This is a genomic window from Marinobacter sp. NSM, assembly GCF_052380025.1.
Taxonomy (GTDB): domain Bacteria; phylum Pseudomonadota; class Gammaproteobacteria; order Pseudomonadales; family Oleiphilaceae; genus Marinobacter.
Window position 1 is genome coordinate 715,187 of record NZ_JBQTCK010000001.1, and the last position, 15,528, is coordinate 730,714.

The following is a 15,528-nucleotide window of genomic DNA, read 5'->3' on the forward strand; positions in this document are numbered from 1 at the left end:
CGATTGAGGCACCATGACAAAGGGAGGCTTACGCCTCCCCTTTCATTCTCGCCCGTAGTTTTCTCAGTTGACTCTCCAGTGACACGCTGACACTCGACGCCATGGAGAAAAAATTCAGCAATGCTTTGAGGTTACTGTCGCCTTTGCACACCGCATGAATCCGTTGCCAAAGCGCCTGATTTACCAATTGAAGCCTCTGATTCCGCTCTACCAGCCCCTTTAACTCCCAATCAGCCTGCTCCTGGTTCCGCTGGGCAAAAAATTGCTGCAGCAGATAGTAGCCGACGCTCCGCATAACGAATTCGTCGCTGTTAGCGAATGGAAGATGATGCAGCGCCATCGGTTTAAGTTCTGACAGCACCGGGCAGCCACTGGTCGCCATCCTCAGCCCAAGCAATGAACGCAGCGCTTCCTCAAGCGTCGTCTGCTTGGAGTAAGTGCGCCGGTCGTCGGTGACCTCTACATCTACTTTCTGGTAGGCATCTTCGGCCTGAAACGCCTCAACCACTGGCAGGATTTCAACTGCCGCCGGGCAGTATTCCACCTCCCCCGCTTTCAGCGGACAATTTGAGCACTTGCAGTGCTCAAGCCTGACCCAGGAAGGGAATCCCGAGACCGGTGGCTTCGCGGGCTCACCGGTCACCTTGAATTCGATGTTTCGTCCATCATGAAATTTAAAATTATAATTGATATTCATTGACTCGCCTGTTCTTCCAGCTCCATCCACCGCTCGATAACCGACTCCAGTCGGGTTTCCGTTTCCGACAACTTTTCAAGAACGGCTGAGACTTCGTCCGGTGGGCCTGAATAAAAGTCAGGGGCAGAAATGGATTCCTGAAGTTCTGCCACCTCACGTTCCAGTGCCTCAATCTTGCCCGGCAACTGTTCCAGTTCCAGTTTAAGCTTGTAACTCAGCTTTGCGGCCTTCGGTTTTGCCGACTGCGACACAGTCTCTGACACCGGCTGCGTATTTTTGTCCGAACTGTCGGATTTATCACGTTTGTCCTGCTTGTCGAGGCGACTTCCGGAGGTCTCCGAGGGAAACCTGCCGCCCTGCCGACGCCAGTCTGTGTACCCGCCAACGTACTCCCGTACCGAACCGGAGCCATCCAGAAAGATGGTATCCGTCACCACATTATCGAGAAATTCCCGATCGTGACTAATGACGATGACTGTACCGTTAAAGTTCCCCAGTTGTTCTTCCAGCAATTCAAGGGTTTCGACATCCAGGTCATTGGTAGGTTCATCCAACACCAGTATATTGGCCGGCTTGCTGAAAAGCTTGGCCAGCAACAAACGCGCGCGCTCGCCACCGGAGAACACCCTGACCGGGGAACGGGCACGCTCAGGTGTAAACAGGAATTCCTGGAGATAGCCCAGAACATGCTTGCTCTGGCCGTTGATATCGATGAATTCGCGGCCTTCAGCCAGATTATCGAGGGCATTACGTGAGAGATCCAGCTCTCCCCGGAGCTGATCGAAGTACGCCACTTGCAGGTTGGTCCCCAGGCGGATACTACCCTCAGTAGGCTCAAGCTCACCAAGCAGCAACCTGACCAGGGTGGTTTTACCGGTGCCGTTCTCCCCCACCAGACCAATCTTGTCGCCCCGGATCACCGTCAGGTCCATATCGCGCACAACCTGTTGACCGCCCGGGTATGAGAAGCCAGCCTGTCGCGACTCTGCCACCAGCTTGCCGGATTTCGCCGCCTCTTCCACGGAGAAGTTTGCCGTACCTCCTCGCACCCTACGCTGTCGATGCTCCTCGCGCATAGCCTTCAAAGCCCGCACGCGCCCCATGTTCCTGGTGCGGCGGGCCTTGATACCCTGGCGAATCCAAGCCTCTTCCTGTTTCAGGCGCTTATCGAACAATGCGTTCTGGCGCTCTTCATCTTCCAGCGCCTTCTCCTTGAGCTCAAGATACCGGTCATAGCTGGCAGCAAAACTGATCAGCTGCCCACGGTCGAGTTCAACCACCCGCGTGGCCATGCGCCTGATAAATGCCCGATCATGACTGACAAACAGCATCGCCCCGCGAAACTGGGTCAAGGCCTCCTCCAGCCAGGCAATAGCGGGCACATCAAGGTGGTTAGTTGGCTCGTCCAGCAACAGGATATCCGGCTCTGCCACCAATGCCTTTGCCAGCAAAACCCGGCGTTGCCACCCACCTGAGAGTGTGTTGAGGCGGCGGTCCGGGTCTATGCCATATTGCCCCAGAATGGTGTTCACCTTTTGATCAAGGCGCCAGCCATCCAGTGACTCCAGGCGCTCCTGGACCTTCATCAGACTATTCATCGAGGCCTCGTCAACACTTTGGGACAGCCGATGAAACTCCGCCAAGAGTTCGCCTGTTTCCGGAAACGCCGAAGCGACAACGTCATAAGCCGTCCGGACATCGTCTGCTGGCAGGCTCTGAGGCAATACCGCAAGCACCGAGCCTTCCTCAAGACGGACAACACCCGCATCCGGGGTGACGTCACCACTGACGATTTTCAGTAAGGTTGACTTGCCCTCGCCGTTACGCCCGAGAAGGCACACTCGTTCCCCGGGATCAATCATCAGGGTTGCCTCATCCAGCAATGGATGCATGCCGAAAGCCAGGGATATTTTTTCCAGTGTTAACAAAGGCACCTTGATCAAGACTCCTGTTGGGAAATGTCTACCGCATCACCGACCGAAAGGCGCCCGCGACCCTGGTGAACGACATTCTGGCCGAAAATCACACCATCCCTGGTTTTGCGATAACGGGAGAGCGTTCTGAGGGGCTCGGTATCCGGATCTTTCAGGCCAGTATCCGGGTCCACCGTGGTCATGATGCACCGGGAACAGGGTTTTGCGACCGAAAACCGGGTTTCACCGACGGTAATACTTTGCCAGCTATCTTCAGACCAGGCCTCAGCCCCTGAAATGACAACGTTCGGCCGAAAACGTCGCATTTCCACGGCTTTGGCCAGCCGGCTATTGAGCTCATCCAGGGATGCCTGATTGGTTATCAGCAAGGGGAACCCATCGGCAAATCCGACCCGGCGGTTTTCCGGCACCCGCAACGGGTCTACACGACGAAAACTCTCATCGGGGATGTACACAAAACGAAGGGACTGGCCTACGTAACGACTGATCGCCGCATCGGCCGGCTCAGGGCCGGTCACGGCGTCCACGGTATCGCGCCAGACCTTGACCTCCATCCTGCCATTGCCGGGACTCAGGCCAAAGTCACCCTGCCCCGGAACACCGATCTCAACACCCTGAGGCCCTAGACGGGTCGCAACGTTTGCCAACAAAGGCAGCTGTCGCTGGGTAATAAACTGCCCCTGATCGTCCACCAGCATCCAACGGCGGTCCCCCGCGGGTCCGAATTCATCCAGTTCGAATGAAGACACTTCGATGCCAGCCAGAGACTTGACCGGGTATATAACGACGGATTGAACACGCATGATGACCACCCTTGCAAGTAACAGGTTTGGGATGGAAGTAAGCGAGTATAACCGACGAACCCATGTCCATGGGGGAGGAATGCGGAGCAGAAAACAAAAAACCCGGCCTTGTGGGCCGGGTTTTTCCTGAATCTGGAGCGGGAAACGAGATTCGAACTCGCGACCCCAACCTTGGCAAGGTTGTGCTCTACCAACTGAGCTATTCCCGCTTGCTGTCAGAGGGCGCTGCCTCTCAACGGCTGCGTATTCTACTGATCAGCGTTCGGCCGTCAACAATTTTTGTTAAAAATTTGTGATTACCCTCACCAGCGCCGTTTTACTGACCAAATCGGCGACCGCCCGCCAGGTAGGCCTGCTCTGCCTCCGTGGATGTTCGCCCCAGCGCTTTGTTTCGATGGGGGAAGCGGCCGAATTGCAGCACGATATCCCGGTGATCAACGGCCGACTGCAGGAAGCTGCCCAAAAATTCGGCGAGCAATCCGTCGGCACTGGCAACCAACTGCTCATAACATGCCACTGACAAATCCTGATCCTTCTTGAGCTCCGAATGCTGCATGGGCATATAAAGAAACGCCCTTTGAATTAGAGGTAGCTCAAGATCCTGCCCCTTATCCATTGCCTGCCTGCTTAGATGGCGGGCCAGCCGATCACTTTCGAACGCCAGGGCACCGCCACGGAAGATGTTACGGGTAAACTGATCGAGCAGCAGTATTTCAGCCAATGCGCCTCCCGCCTCATTTCGCCAATGCTCCAAACCCTGCTCAGAGGCGAACAGCACCAGCGAAAGAAAGCGCCTTCGAATTTCCTGGTCAAACTTCCGATCGGACCGAAACCAACGGTTTCGGTGATCGGCATCCGGCAGCCCATGCACATCCAATTTTCCAAACCAGAAATCCAGAAGCTCTTTCCAATCGAACATTTACCGACTCCCTGTTACATTTAAATCAGCGGGTGTACAGGATCTTATTTGATTACGACCGAAGCATTCCATTTGACCACCCAGGAGCAACCATGACCCAGCCTCACCGCATTATTCTGCTGGCCCACGGCAGCAGTGACCAACGCTGGTGTGAAACCTTTGAACAACTGGCAGCGCCAACCCTCAAATCGGTCGAGCAAGCCGCCATCGCCTATATGGAGCTGGCCGAACCCTCGCTGGAAACCATCGTGAGCCAGGGCAAAGCCGAGGGTACCGAGCACTTTACCGTGGTTCCCCTGTTCCTGGCAGCGGGCCGGCACCTGCGCAAAGATGTACCGGCAATGATCGCAGACCTGGAAAGCCAGTATGGCGTCCATATCAAACTGGCGCCACCCATTGGCCAGAACCCTCAGTTGGGCGATGCCATCCGGGACGTTGTGCTCCAGGAACTGGAGAATAGCGGATCCTGAAACCATCAGCCGACAGGAGGAGATCACCATGGAAAAAAAAATCCTGATTACCGGTGGTACCGGTTTTATCGGCACCATACTCTGCCGCGAGCTGGTCAACAAAGGGTATGGGCTGACCGTTCTCAGTCGGCAACCGGCAGATACGGTTCGGGCACTGTGTGGTCGAGTAGAAGCGACATCAAACCTGAAGCTTCTTGAAGGGCACCAAGGGTACCATGCCGTCATCAATCTGGCCGGCGAAGGAATCGCCGACAAGCGTTGGACGGCGTCCCGAAAACAGGCCCTGCGGGACAGTCGTATTGGCGTAACCCGGACTTTGGTTGATGTATGCAAAAGCTGGCAAAGCCCGCCGGAAGTTTTGGTATCTGGTTCTGCTGTGGGCTACTACGGCGACCAGGGAGATCATCTGGTTACAGAGGATACCCACCCACATCCGGAATTCACCCATGAATTATGTCGTGACTGGGAACAGGCAGCACTGCCTTTGGAGGAGCTCGGCACCAGGGTTTGCCTGTGTCGCACCGGCATTGTAACTGGCAGGGGTGGCGGCTTCCTGCAGAGAATGATCCTGCCCTTCCGGCTTGGCCTTGGCGGTCGCCTCGGCAACGGACAACAGTACATGCCCTGGGTGCACAGGGATGATGTGGTTTCAGGGCTTATCTGGATGCTTGAGAGCCCCCACGCGAAAGGAGCCTACAACATGGTAAGCCCCAATCCGGCCACCAATAGGGAGTTCACCAAAACCCTTGGCAAGGTTGTTCACCGGCCCACGGTATTCCCGGCCCCCGCGCCGGTGCTCAAACTGGTACTGGGTGAGATGGCAGGGCTATTACTCACCGGGCAGAAAGCAGTTCCGGCGAAACTGCAGCACGAGGGCTTCCGGTTCAAATACGCCGAACTGGAACCAGCACTTGCGGATAGCGTGGCGGGGTAAATTTTTCAAAAAAATCGTTGACAGGACAAAAGCCCTTACTTAATATACGCGCCACCTCGACGAGGCAAGTTGTTGAAAACGTTGCGTCCCCTTCGTCTAGTGGCCTAGGACTCCGCCCTTTCACGGCGGCAACAGGGGTTCGAACCCCCTAGGGGACGCCAATTTTTCAATCGGTTAATCGACTTCCTTTTGGTTATCCGCCCTGCCCTCTATGTTGACCATTGTGACCTTTTCCTCCGTGGGCTTTCTGGTCTTTCATTACGAAAATCCCAACCCCCACAAAAAAGCCAACCATCAGTAATACGGTTGCGATACCTGCGATAACGACTGCATCCATATACATAGCGTTAACTCCTGTTCTATCTGAAACTTGATTAAGCTCAGGTTACGCCCGGGCGACCAACCTCGTATTGATCTGTGTCAAAGGCAACTATCACCTCTTTCATTTCACAAACTGCGAAACACCGCCCGAATTATTCCGATATTTCCTGCATTTGCAGCGCATTCGACATAAACTACTGCTATAGTCGGTAACAGGATAAGCACTCACTCTGCGCATCTTATGCCTGATATCCAATGTGATAGCGAAGTTCGCAACATGCCAGAATTCATGCCCCGATTGAGGCGTATTCGCACAGCCTCTCCGCTTTCCTTCAGGCTCCTGGCATGGATCCTATTGTTCAGTACTGCCTTCACGCTTCTGGCGGCGGGCGTGCAGATCTATTCTGATTACCGTAAAGACCTGTCGCTGATCGAAGAACGGATGGAGGTGATTGAATCCGGCTACGCCTCAAGCCTGGCCCGAAGCCTCTGGGCCCTGGATCAGAAACTGCTGCAAACCCAGATGGAAGGCATCCTCAGCCTACCGGACATCATCCACCTCCGACTCCGAATTGAGCCTGACTACGAACTTGTGATGGGCGAGATCCCGAGGCACGCAGACACCCTTGTCCACCGGTTCGAACTCGTTCAGCGAGATGGCACTGAATTCCTGCTTGGAGAACTGGAGATTACCGCCAACCTGGAACGGGCTTATGGGGAGCTCCAGAGGAAAGTCGGTGTTATTCTGGCAACCCAGTTCCTGACGGTCTTTTTTGTTTCCGTCCTGATACTTTGGATCTTCCAGCACCTGGTCACAAGACACCTCACCGCCATGGCGGACTACACCAAGGATCTTTCCCTGAAAAACCTGTCCAGGCCCCTGGTGCTGGACAGGCCTGACAGCTCGGCCAACGGCAAAGATGAATTGGGCATGGTAACGGATGCCATCAACCAGATGCGGGAAAGGCTGAATGAGGATGTCGCCCGGCGCGAGCGAGACGCAGCCGACATCCTGAAGTTTTCCAAGGCCATTGATCAGAGCCCCTCTTCGGTTCTGATCTGTGACCGGCAATGGCGCATCGAGTACGCTAACCGAAAGTTCAGTCAACTTACCGGCCATACTATAGACGACATCATCGGCAAACACCCTTCGCATCTGATCGAAAACAGTATGGACATTCAGGACGCCCGCCATCTTTGGCAGTCCATCCGGCTACAGGTACAACGGGTTGGTGTTTGGCAAGGCGAAGTCAACAGTATCCGGCGCAATGGTGAGCGCTACTGGGAGCAGCTGGTGGTCACCCCTATCCGCGATACTAACGGTGACACCACCGGCTACCTGATCCTCGGTGAAGACATCAGCATCCGTAAGCGTTATGAACAGCAACTGTTGCGCCAGGCCAATTACGACATATTGACCGGCCTGCCAAACCGGATGCTGGCCCTGGATCGCCTCAAGCTGGCACTGGCCCAGGCCCGCCGAGACAATTCCCAGGTGGGGGTCATGTTCCTGGACCTCGACAATTTCAAACACATCAACGACACCCTGGGCCACGACGCCGGCGATACCCTGCTGGTGGAGGCCGCCCGCCGCATCTCCAGCTGCCTCAGGGGCACCAGTACCGTAGCCCGCCTGGGTGGGGATGAGTTTCTGGTTATCCTTCCGGGCCTCACGGGAACTGAGGCCTCATGCCAGGTCGCGGAGAGGATCCTGAAAACCTTTGCCCCCGCGTTTATGCTCAATGGCCAGGAAGTCTTCGTGACAACGAGTATCGGGATCGCCATCTTCCCTACCGACTCCGACAACAGTGGTACATTGCTCCAGCATGCAGATGCCGCCATGTATCAAGCCAAGCATAAAGGAAAGAGCTCCTACGCCCAGTTCACGCCGGAAATGACTGAAGTGTCCCATGAGCGGCTTCAGATGGAGTCCCACATGCGCAAGGCGCTGGAGCTTGGAGAATTCGAGCTGTATTACCAGCCGATAGTGGACACCGCTTCTGGCTCATTGATCGGTGCCGAGGCGCTGCTGCGCTGGAATAATCCGGCCATGGGCATGGTTATGCCCGACCGGTTCATTCCGCTGGCTGAAGAAACCGGCCTGATCATCCCGATCGGTGAATGGGTTATCGAGGAGGCCTGCAAAGCCGCTGTCACCTGGCGAGCCATGACCGGCCTCGAATCCCTTTCGATTGCGGTCAATGTATCGCCCCGCCAGTTCCGGGACCCCGGCTTTACCGATGCAGTCATGCGCTCCCTCAACGCCAGCGGGCTGCCACCGGAATGCCTTGAGCTGGAGATTACCGAAAGGCTCATTCTTGATAACACCATTGAAACCGCCGACATCCTTCGGCAACTGGACAGGACCGGCATCCGGCTGTCAGTTGACGACTTCGGAACCGGCTATTCGGCCCTCAGCTATCTGAAGTCGTACCCGTTCGACACACTCAAGATCGACAAATCCTTTATTCAGGATGTGTTGAACGAAAGTGGAGACGCCTCACTCGTGCGCGCTATCATCAACATGGCTCACAGTCTGGGACTGAAAGTCATCGCCGAGGGCGTCGAGGAAGAGGGGCAAACCCACTTCCTCAAGAATGAAAGCTGCGACTATTCCCAGGGCTACTTCTACAGTCGCCCGATGCCCGAGCAGGATTTCATCTACTGGCTGGAAACCAATCATCGGGCCAATCTCTGAATCATCAAAACGGCACCAAGCATGGACGAAACAATACTGGTCGTGAACTGCGGCAGTTCATCTATCAAACTCGCGCTGTTCGACAGCAACCTCGAGAAACAAGCCTCTGCACTGGCTGAACGGTTGAACAATCCCGACTCATTGGCAAAGATTTCCGGTGATAGCGTACCGGTGGCCTTACCTGCAAACGCTTCCCACGACCACGCCCTGCAGGCTCTGGTAAACGCTTTCTACGACCGCAACCTGATGAACCGAGAGCCTGCCTCCATCGGTCACCGGGTGGTTCATGGTGGCGAGGCCTTTCGGGAGGCCGCACTGATCGACAAAAACACCATAAAGGCCATTGAGGATTGTGCCTCACTGGCGCCACTTCACAATCCAGTCAACCTGATTGGCATCAACGCCATGCAGCGACTGTTTCCGGATGTACCGCAGGTGGCAGTTTTCGACACCGCTTTCCATCAGAGCCTGCCAAAACGGGCCTTCCTGTATGCCCTGCCTGAACATTATTACCGGGAATGGGGTATCCGGCGCTATGGGTTTCACGGCACCAGCCATCAATTTATGGCCCATGAGGCTTCGCGCCGGCTGGGCAAGACACCGGCGACGACGTCCATCATTTCAGCGCATCTTGGCAACGGCTGCAGCATGACTGCCATCGATAACGGCATCAGCAAAGATACCAGCATGGGGCTGACGCCTCTGGAGGGGCTGGTGATGGGCACCCGAAGTGGCGATGTCGACCCGGGGCTGTTTGACTACCTGGCCGGGCGCGGCATCAGCGCCAGTGAAGTTCACAGGGTTTTGAACCAGGAAAGTGGCTTGCTCGGGCTGTCTGGACAGGCCAATGATATGCGCTCGCTGTGCGAGCTGGCTGACCATGGCCACGAACCTTCACAACTGGCCATCGATGTATTCTGCTACCGTCTGGCGAAGTACTTTGGGGCCATGATGGTGTCCCTGAACCATCTGGATGCCCTGGTGTTCACCGGTGGCATCGGAGAGAACAGTGCGAGAGTCAGAGCCCAGACGATCGAACACCTGAAATTACTGGGTATTACTCTCGATCCGGACCTGAACAACCATCACGGCCAGTACAGTGAAGGCCATATTGGTGACGCGGATTCCCGTTTTCCGGTACTGGTCATCCCAACCAACGAGGAACTGGTGATTGCCCGAGAAGCCAGCCGGCTCGCTAACCTAAACTGACATTCGAGGACGTAACCAGGAACCATTATGGCTAAGAGTCTGTTTATTGCCCCGACATCCCTTGATTCGGGCCTCACTTCCGTATGCCTGGGCTTGCTGAGGGCTCTGGAACGGGAAGGAGTAAGCGTCGGTTTTTATAAGCCTTTCAGTCAATCGGTGCATCGTGGTGAGGCCCGGCACAACGAAGGCAAGGACTCCTCGGTAGAGTTCGTCCGCTCCCGCAGCCACGTGCAGACACCCGCCCCCCTACCCCTCAAGCAAGCCCAGCAGTTATTGAACCACGGCAAGGCGGATTTGCTGCTGGAAACCATTGTCGGGGAGTACCAGAAGGTCGCCAAAGACTTCGACGTTGTCATTATCGAGGGCCTTGTGCCAGACCGAAGCGAGGCCTACATTGCCCGGCTGAATGTAGAAGTGGCCCGGAACCTGAATTCCGAGGTCATTCTAGTCAGCACCCCGAGAACCTGCACGGCTTCCGAACTGGACGAGGAACTGGATTTCTCCGCCCGGATTTTTACCGCCCCGTCGGACCCTGACGTGATCGGCGTTATCCTGAACAAGGTTGGTGCCCCGGAAAAAACGGGCATCGCCCTTGACCAGCACCCCGATCACGAGCACCAGGACATCGATTATCAGACAGCCTGTTCGGTATTCAACACCGGGCGCTTTCGCCTGTTGGGTGAAATCCCCTGGCAACCGCACTTGCTGGCACCCCGTGTTTCCGACGTGGCCCGCGAGCTCGCAGTACCGGTACTCCATGGCGGCCAGATGCACTCCCGGCGGGTACAGCGCGTGTCGGTGTGTGCCCGCACCATCCGGAACATGACCGACATCCTCAAGCCAGGTACCCTGCTGGTCACCCCGGGTGACCGGGAAGACATCATCGTGACCACAGCCGTGGCGGCACTCAACGGTGTGCCGCTCGCTGGGTTGATGCTCACCGGTGGCCTGATGCCCGATGACAGGGTAATTGACCTGTGTCGGCGAGCACTCGAAACGGGGCTGCCGGTGCTCAGTTCTTCAACCAATACCTATGAAACCGCTCACATGCTTGCCAACCTGTCGGCCACCATTCCCATCGATGACCCCGATCGGATTGAACAGGCCATGGAGTCTGTGGCTACGCGAATCGATACCGACTGGCTGCAGGAACATTTGAAGGTTCAGCGCCAGGGGCGCCTGTCGCCACCAGCGTTTCGTTATCAACTGTCCGAACGGTCCCGGGCAGCCAACAAACGCATCGTGCTGCCTGAAGGTGCGGAACCCAGAACCGTTCAGGCCGCCATCATTTGCCACCAGCGTAAACTTGCCCGCTGCGTTCTGATCGGTGATCCGCGAGAAATACAATCGGTTGCCAGCTCCCAGGACGTTGAACTGCCCGAAGACCTTGAGATTCTTGATCCTCAGTCAGTCCGGAATCGCTATATCGCGCCCATGGTGGAATTGCGAAAACACAAAGGGCTAACTGAAGACATGGCCGAAGCCATGCTCGAGGACAACGTGGTACTGGGCACCATGATGGTTGCCATGGATGAAGCCGACGGTCTGGTGTCAGGGGCCATTCACACCACCGCCAATATCGTTCGACCGGCTCTGCAGCTGATCAAAACCCACGATCACGCCAAAGTGGTGTCATCGGTATTCTTCATGCTCCTGCCCCAGCAGGTACTGGTTTATGGTGACTGCGCCATCAACCCGGACCCGAACGCTGAGGAACTGGCAGATATTGCCATCCAGAGTGCCCAGTCCGCCGAGGCCTTCGGCATCGAGCCGGTGGTTGCCATGATCAGCTACAGCACCGGGGAATCCGGCACCGGCGCAGATGTAGATAAAGTCAGGGAAGCCACTCGTATTGCCAGGGAACGCCGCCCTGACCTGTTGATAGACGGCCCGCTGCAGTACGATGCCGCAGCCATCGAAAGTGTCGGCAAGGCCAAGGCACCCGACAGCAAGGTTGCCGGTAAGGCAACGGTATTTGTGTTCCCGGATCTCAACACCGGCAATACCACCTACAAGGCGGTTCAGAGAAGTGCCAATGTGGTCAGTGTTGGCCCGATGCTGCAAGGCCTGAGAAAACCCGTAAACGATCTGTCGCGTGGGGCGCTGGTGGAGGATATTGTTTTCACAATTGCCCTGACGGCGGTTCAGGCCCGCCAGGTAGAGAGTGCCGGGTTGGCGTAACGCCAACCCGTTACAGAAGGGGCACCGCCCGTCAGATCAGCGCTTGACGCTCTTCTGCCGGGTTTTGCGCACACGGCGCCCCTTCTTGATGTCGTTGTCTTTTTTCACTTTCTGGCGCGGCGTCAGGCGGTCCACCTTGGTGGCGAAGGGGTTTTCCCCAGACCGGAACTCAAACCGAATGGGCGAGCCCACCACCTTCAGCACCTTGCGGAAGGTATTCTCCAGGTACCGTTTATAAGCACCGGGCAACGAATCAACCTGATTGCCATGCACCACCACCACCGGCGGGTTGGAACCACCCTGGTGTGCGTAGCGCAGCTTGATACGACGACCATGAACCATGGGGGGCTGATGCTGGGCCACGGCATCCTGCAGGATGGCGGTCAAGCGATTGGTTGGCCACTTGGCCATTGCGGACTCATAACAGGCCTGCACAGACTCGTACATGGTGCCAACACCGGTACCATGCAAAGCCGAGATATAATACTTGTCGGCGTAGTCCAGGAAGTCCAGGCGGCGCCCCACCTGCTCTTTTACCTTTTCGCGGTCTTCCGGATCCATGCCATCCCATTTGTTGATGGCAATCACCAGGGAGCGGCCCGCATCCAGAACAAAGCCGATCAGGTGCATATCCTGGTCAACGAGCCCTTCCCGGGCATCAATCACCATAATAACCACATGGGCGTCGTCTATGGCCTGAAGGGTTTTGATGATGGAGAACTTCTCCACCACTTCTTTCACATTCTTCCGGCGCCGCACACCGGCTGTATCAATGAGGGTGTACTGATGGCCGTGCCGCTCATAGGGTATATACACGCTGTCCCGTGTGGTGCCGGGCATATCGTAGACAACCACTCGTTCCTCACCCAGCATCCGGTTGACCAGAGTCGATTTGCCTACGTTCGGGCGACCGACCACTCCAATTCGGATACCCGGGTACCGATCAGCCCGGTCCTGCTCTTCAACGTCCACCGGCTCAGGCAGCAGAACTTCCAGTAGCGAGCGGATACCCCGGTTATGGGCGGCCGCAATCTGGAAGGTGGACTCAAAACCCAGGGAGTAGAAATCGGCGGCGGCGACATCCGGGTCCTGGCCATCGGTCTTGTTCACCACCAGGTGCGCCTGCTTGCCGGAACGGCGCAGATGATCTGCAATCATCTCATCACCGGCTGTCAGCCCTGCCCTGCCGTCGACCAGAAACAGGACGATATCCGCTTCCTCAACGGCCTGCATGGACTGGCGGGCCATCTCTGCGTCCAGCCCCACCTCGTCACCGGTCAAACCACCGGTATCGATGACAATAAACTTCTGCCCCTCGTATTGACCCTCTCCGTATTTACGGTCACGGGTCAAACCCGGAAAATCCGCCACCAGCGCGTCGCGGGAACGGGTCATCTGATTGAAAAGAGTGGACTTACCCACGTTCGGGCGTCCTACCAGGGCAATAACTGGGGTCATAATGTTCTGCTATATAGAAAGGTCAAAAGCCCGGCTCATGCCGGGCTGATCATGTGAACGGTGTTACTTTTTTGGTTTCAGGCTGTAAACCGCCATTCGCCCACCGTTGCCGTAAACCAGCAGGTTACCATCTTCAATCACCTGAACCGGTACGCGGATACCGTCACTGTCGAACTTCAGCTGGCCCTGCAAGGCGCCATCCTCCCGGGAGAGTGCGTGCAGGTAGCCCTCGTAATCCCCGGTAACCACGTAGTCACCGCTGGCCACCGGCCGGGTGACCTGGCGCCAGGACAACCGGTCCTGAACCCAGAGTTCGCGGCGGTCGCTGCCCCGGTAAGCAATAATGTCACCGTTCGCCGCCGCCAGGAAGATGCTGCCACCACCAATACTTGGCGAGTAGAAACTTGAAGCACGGCGGCTCCAGATTTCCTGCCCGGAGCGAATATCGACCAACGCCAGCTTGCCCTGGTACCCCGCCACCATAATGGCCGATTCCAGGACCAGCGGCTGGCCACCGATATCCACCAGCCGCTCCAGTTCTGTGCGGCCCTGTGGTTGCCCGACTTCGTATTGCCAGACTGGCTGGCCAGCATCCGCGGTGAGCGCTATAACACGGCCGTTGGCGAAAGAAGCAATCACAATATCGCCGCCCACCAAAGGGGCCGCCGCCGTGCGCATGGACAGCACCGGTACCTGGCCGTCGTATTGCCAGAGGCGTTCGCCATTAGCAGCATCGAAACCGATAACGCGGCCATCAGTGGTTTGCGCAACCACCAGGGAGCCGTTGGACTGCGGCGCAGCCAGACCTTCGGTTGGTAATGAGGCCCGCCATAACTCCTCGCTGGTTTCCCGGGACAGGGCGACCAGTTCGGCGTCGCGGGTGATGTAATACAACTGCTTACCGTCGCCACCAAAGCCAGCAAATATCCGATCTTTCGACCGCCGCTGCCAGAGCGCCTTGCCATTCCCGGGCTCCACCGCCGCCAGCAGGCCATCGGCAGAGGCTGCATAGATCACGTCGCCGGCATACAACGGTGCCAGGTGCAAAAACTGGTCATCATGTCCCTTACCGACTGACATGGTCCAGATAAGTTTGAACTCAACAGTGGCATCAATTTCAGGAACCGGCACCGGCTGTTCAAAGGTGTCCTTGGTGCTGCAGCCCACGAGCAGCACCATCAGGGATGCCAGAGAAAAACGAACGAACCTGTTGCGAGTTACCCGCATCAGGCCCCCTCCCCAACACCAAGGTCAGAGAGCTTAAGTTCCAGAATACCGCTGCGGCCTTGTTGGTTTTGCTCCCGTGCTGTGATGTAGGCATCACGAGCGCCGTCGGTATCACCTTGTGCGAGCAGGATGTCCCCACGCAATTCTGAGAACACGCCAGCGAAGGCGTCGGCATTAGGCGCACGATCCAGGGTTGCCAGGGCGTCATCGTACCGCTCGGCAGCAAACTGTGCGCGGGCCAGTCGGTTACGCACAACCAGGCTCAGGGCCGGGTAATCCGCTGCCTTGTCCAGGGCCCAGTTCAGTGAGTCAATGGCGGCCTCGGCGTTACCGTCCACCATCATCTGTTGGCGAGCGAGTACCAGGTTGCCATAGATGGCGTAGGCGCTCTTGCCATAGTCGTTGCGAAGGGTCTCGGCAACAAATGCAACGGTTTCGCTGGCATTCTCGTCGGATTCATCGGCAAAGGCATTGAGCAGAGTGGCAAACTGGTTAGCCGCTTCCGCACGCTGCTGAGCCTGGTGGTTCTGCCAGGCCTGCCAGCCGAATACGATGGCCAGCGCAGCACCGATACCAATCAGCAGAGAACTGCCGTTCTTCTTCCACCAGTCCTTGATCGCCTGGATCTGTTCCTCTTCGGTGCGCAACTCAGCCATGTAAACTCCTGTTCATCAATA

Annotated in this window: 13 protein-coding genes and 2 tRNA genes; 6 read left to right on the plus strand and 9 right to left on the minus strand. The window is 56.7% G+C overall.

Annotated features, from left to right (window positions below):
• Positions 1 to 28 precede the first annotated feature (28 nt).
• From ACTZWX_RS03355 to ACTZWX_RS03375, 5 genes are all read right to left on the minus strand, one after another.
• Positions 29 to 697, minus strand: a complete 669-nt coding sequence (locus ACTZWX_RS03355; RefSeq protein WP_444712734.1) for a DUF6901 family protein — start codon at positions 695 to 697, stop codon at positions 29 to 31.
• Complete coding sequence (locus tag ACTZWX_RS03360) at positions 694 to 2,631, minus strand: ATP-binding cassette domain-containing protein (protein ID WP_444712735.1); 1,938 nt, start codon at positions 2,629 to 2,631, stop codon at positions 694 to 696. The genes ACTZWX_RS03355 and ACTZWX_RS03360 overlap by 4 nt, the downstream gene beginning before the upstream one ends.
• Positions 2,632 to 2,636: 5 nt before the next feature.
• Positions 2,637 to 3,434 (minus strand): MOSC domain-containing protein, encoded by a 798-nt coding sequence (locus tag ACTZWX_RS03365; RefSeq protein ID WP_444712736.1) that lies wholly within the window; start codon positions 3,432 to 3,434, stop codon positions 2,637 to 2,639.
• 133 nt (positions 3,435 to 3,567) lie between these two features.
• Positions 3,568 to 3,643 (minus strand) — tRNA-Gly (locus ACTZWX_RS03370).
• 107 nt (positions 3,644 to 3,750) lie between these two features.
• Positions 3,751 to 4,353 carry a DUF924 family protein gene (locus ACTZWX_RS03375; RefSeq protein WP_444712737.1) on the minus strand — a complete coding sequence of 201 codons (603 nt, stop codon included), beginning with the start codon at positions 4,351 to 4,353 and terminating at the stop codon, positions 3,751 to 3,753.
• A gap of 92 nt (positions 4,354 to 4,445) precedes the next feature.
• Here ACTZWX_RS03375 and ACTZWX_RS03380 point away from each other — a divergent pair, with 92 nt between their 5' ends.
• From ACTZWX_RS03380 to ACTZWX_RS03390, 3 genes are all read left to right on the plus strand, one after another.
• The gene (locus ACTZWX_RS03380) at positions 4,446 to 4,823 is read left to right on the plus strand and encodes a sirohydrochlorin chelatase (protein ID WP_444712738.1); all 378 of its coding nucleotides are present in this window, start codon (positions 4,446 to 4,448) and stop codon (positions 4,821 to 4,823) included.
• A 28-nt stretch (positions 4,824 to 4,851) separates the two neighbouring features.
• Entirely contained in the window at positions 4,852 to 5,757 is a 906-nt protein-coding gene (locus ACTZWX_RS03385) for a TIGR01777 family oxidoreductase (RefSeq protein WP_444712739.1), read from the plus strand.
• Positions 5,758 to 5,842: 85 nt separating this feature from the next.
• Positions 5,843 to 5,918, plus strand: a tRNA-Glu gene (locus tag ACTZWX_RS03390).
• A 32-nt stretch (positions 5,919 to 5,950) separates the two neighbouring features.
• On the opposite strand, the gene ccoM is transcribed toward ACTZWX_RS03390, so the two are convergent.
• Positions 5,951 to 6,100: a cytochrome c oxidase subunit CcoM gene (ccoM, locus tag ACTZWX_RS03395; protein ID WP_172972268.1), complete on the minus strand. Its 150-nt coding sequence runs from the start codon at positions 6,098 to 6,100 to the stop codon at positions 5,951 to 5,953.
• 255 nt (positions 6,101 to 6,355) lie between these two features.
• On the opposite strand from ccoM, the gene ACTZWX_RS03400 reads away from it, so the two are divergent.
• From ACTZWX_RS03400 to pta, 3 genes are read left to right on the plus strand one after another with little or no spacing between them, the layout of a single operon-like run.
• A complete protein-coding gene (locus tag ACTZWX_RS03400; RefSeq protein ID WP_444712740.1) occupies positions 6,356 to 8,776 on the plus strand; it encodes an EAL domain-containing protein in 2,421 nt (806 codons plus the stop codon).
• A gap of 21 nt (positions 8,777 to 8,797) precedes the next feature.
• Positions 8,798 to 9,985, plus strand: coding sequence for an acetate/propionate family kinase (locus ACTZWX_RS03405; protein WP_444712741.1), 1,188 nt, complete (start codon positions 8,798 to 8,800; stop codon positions 9,983 to 9,985).
• Positions 9,986 to 10,012: 27 nt separating this feature from the next.
• Positions 10,013 to 12,166: a phosphate acetyltransferase gene (pta, locus tag ACTZWX_RS03410; protein WP_444712742.1), complete on the plus strand. Its 2,154-nt coding sequence runs from the start codon at positions 10,013 to 10,015 to the stop codon at positions 12,164 to 12,166.
• A 36-nt stretch (positions 12,167 to 12,202) separates the two neighbouring features.
• On the opposite strand, the gene der is transcribed toward pta, so the two are convergent.
• The 3 genes from der to ACTZWX_RS03425 all read right to left on the minus strand — a co-directional run bounded on the left by der (position 12,203) and on the right by ACTZWX_RS03425 (position 15,507).
• The gene (der, locus tag ACTZWX_RS03415) at positions 12,203 to 13,624 is read right to left on the minus strand and encodes a ribosome biogenesis GTPase Der (RefSeq protein ID WP_444712743.1); all 1,422 of its coding nucleotides are present in this window, start codon (positions 13,622 to 13,624) and stop codon (positions 12,203 to 12,205) included.
• Between the two features lie 63 nt (positions 13,625 to 13,687).
• A complete protein-coding gene (bamB, locus tag ACTZWX_RS03420) occupies positions 13,688 to 14,851 on the minus strand; it encodes an outer membrane protein assembly factor BamB (RefSeq protein WP_444712744.1) in 1,164 nt (387 codons plus the stop codon).
• Positions 14,851 to 15,507, minus strand: a complete 657-nt coding sequence (locus tag ACTZWX_RS03425; protein WP_444712745.1) for a YfgM family protein — start codon at positions 15,505 to 15,507, stop codon at positions 14,851 to 14,853. The genes bamB and ACTZWX_RS03425 overlap by 1 nt, the downstream gene beginning before the upstream one ends.
• Positions 15,508 to 15,528 lie beyond the last annotated feature (21 nt).

Bases quoted from the DNA above. Each gene is read 5' to 3' on its own strand.
- ACTZWX_RS03355 (WP_444712734.1), bottom strand. From the start codon at position 697: ATGAATATCAATTATAATTTTAAATTTCATGATGGACGAAACATCGAA.
- ACTZWX_RS03365 (WP_444712736.1), bottom strand. From the start codon at position 3,434: ATGCGTGTTCAATCCGTCGTTATATACCCGGTCAAGTCTCTGGCTGGC.
- ACTZWX_RS03375 (WP_444712737.1), bottom strand. From the start codon at position 4,353: ATGTTCGATTGGAAAGAGCTTCTGGATTTCTGGTTTGGAAAATTGGAT.
- ACTZWX_RS03380 (WP_444712738.1), top strand. From the start codon at position 4,446: ATGACCCAGCCTCACCGCATTATTCTGCTGGCCCACGGCAGCAGTGAC.
- ACTZWX_RS03385 (WP_444712739.1), top strand. From the start codon at position 4,852: ATGGAAAAAAAAATCCTGATTACCGGTGGTACCGGTTTTATCGGCACC.
- ccoM (WP_172972268.1), bottom strand. From the start codon at position 6,100: ATGTATATGGATGCAGTCGTTATCGCAGGTATCGCAACCGTATTACTG.
- ACTZWX_RS03400 (WP_444712740.1), top strand. From the start codon at position 6,356: ATGCCAGAATTCATGCCCCGATTGAGGCGTATTCGCACAGCCTCTCCG.
- ACTZWX_RS03405 (WP_444712741.1), top strand. From the start codon at position 8,798: ATGGACGAAACAATACTGGTCGTGAACTGCGGCAGTTCATCTATCAAA.
- pta (WP_444712742.1), top strand. From the start codon at position 10,013: ATGGCTAAGAGTCTGTTTATTGCCCCGACATCCCTTGATTCGGGCCTC.
- der (WP_444712743.1), bottom strand. From the start codon at position 13,624: ATGACCCCAGTTATTGCCCTGGTAGGACGCCCGAACGTGGGTAAGTCC.
- bamB (WP_444712744.1), bottom strand. From the start codon at position 14,851: ATGCGGGTAACTCGCAACAGGTTCGTTCGTTTTTCTCTGGCATCCCTG.
- ACTZWX_RS03425 (WP_444712745.1), bottom strand. From the start codon at position 15,507: ATGGCTGAGTTGCGCACCGAAGAGGAACAGATCCAGGCGATCAAGGAC.